This is a genomic window from Celeribacter ethanolicus, assembly GCF_001550095.1.
GTDB classification, from domain to species: domain Bacteria; phylum Pseudomonadota; class Alphaproteobacteria; order Rhodobacterales; family Rhodobacteraceae; genus Celeribacter; species Celeribacter ethanolicus.
The window spans coordinates 1-1,539 of the sequence record NZ_LRUC01000023.1 but is presented as its reverse complement, the minus strand read 5'-3'; the positions used below and the strand labels follow the sequence as shown (position 1 = coordinate 1,539).

Annotated in this window: 1 protein-coding gene; it reads right to left on the bottom strand. The window is 57.2% G+C overall.

The annotated features are described in order from the left end of the window. Nucleotides 1-75 precede the first annotated feature (75 nt). On the bottom strand, nucleotides 76-1,461 hold the full coding sequence (locus NH195_RS10650) for an IS1182 family transposase (protein WP_066706573.1): 1,386 nt from the start codon (nucleotides 1,459-1,461) through the stop codon (nucleotides 76-78). Between the last annotated feature and the right edge of the window lie 78 nt (nucleotides 1,462-1,539).

Here is a 1,539-nt window from a genome sequence, read left to right as displayed (position 1 = left end):
GCCGATTCTGTTGAAAAACTGATGTTTGCGAGCGCAGAATTTGCGGTTCCCGAATGGGCGTGAGCGCCTTTCTTTTCAGGCTTTTCGCGGTTGCTGCGGCGCAGGAAAGATCTTGGCCAGTTTACGGAGGTTTTGGGCGGTTGCGGCGAGGAGGAATTCGTCATTTGCGCCGCAGGGTCCACGTAACCTGAGCCGGTTCAGGCCAAGAATTCGTTTGAGATGCGCGAAGAGCATCTCGACCTTCTTTCGGAGCTTCATCGAGATATCGTATTGGTGGGTTTTGGCGATATCACGGGCAACTTGGCGGGCGTCTTCGTGTTCTTCGCGGGTGATTTTGCGGGCTTCTGCATTCGGGCAGCAAGTTGGTTTCGATGGACAGGTTTGGCAAACCTCCTTCAAAGCTCGATAGCGGGCTGTGCCTTTGCCGGTCGGACCTCGGTTCGGGTCGGAGTAGTTTCGCCGGAACTGCTTCAGTTCGTGACCTTCGGGGCAGATATACTGATCATTCTCCGCGTCCCATTCGAACTCCGCGCGTGACCAAGTGCCGTCGCTGCGCCCCGCCTTGTCGATGACGGGAATATGCGGCGCAATCTCACGCTCAACCAGCCAACCCAGCATTGGGCCTGATCCATAAGCTGTGTCTGCGATCAAACGCTCGGGGTGCAGATCGAACCGGTCTTTGACACGGGTAAGCATGGTCTTCGTCGATCCGACCTCGGCTTGCCGGATGGAGCGGGTCGCCTCGACATCGAGGATGACGCCATGATCGGTGTCGATCAGGTAATTATCGGAATAGCTAAAAAATGCAGGGCCTTTGCGGGCTGCCGTCCATTGGCTGGCGGGGTCGGAATGGGATGTGAACTTGGGCTGCACCTCGCTTGCTGCGCCAAATGCAGCCTCATCAAGGGTGTCGAGATACTCGCGTACGGCACGAGGCGCATCAGCGGGCTCGATGGTTGAAGCATCCCAGTCTTCCTTTGACGTCGAGTTCTGTTTGTTCGCATCTGCCTCAATCAGGCTGGCATCCACCGCCATGCGCTGGCCACTCGCCAGGCCTTCTTCGATGCAGCGCGCCACCGTTGTCTCAAATAGATGGCGCAGCAGCTCGCTCTCGCGGAAACGACCGTGCCGGTTCTTCGAAAACGTCGAATGATCAGGCACCCGGTCGTTCAGATCGAGGCGGCAGAACCAGCGATAGGCGAGGTTCAGATGCACCTCTTCGCAGAGCCGCCGCTCCGACCGGATGCCGAAACAATAGCCGACCAGAAGCATCCGGATCAGCAGCTCGGGGTCAACGGAAGGCCGGCCCGTGCGGCTGTAGAACTCAGCAAGATGAGCACGGATGCTGCCCAAGTCGACGAACCGATCAATCGACCGCAGCAAATGATCCTGAGGGACGTGATCCTCAAGCGAGAACTCGTAAAACAGCGATGCCTGCGCTTCCTGCCTCGGACCCATCATCGGTCAATCCTCCCGTCCGTTGGAAGAATTGAAACAGCAGATCACACACCGATCAAGCACGAGTTTTTCAACAAAATA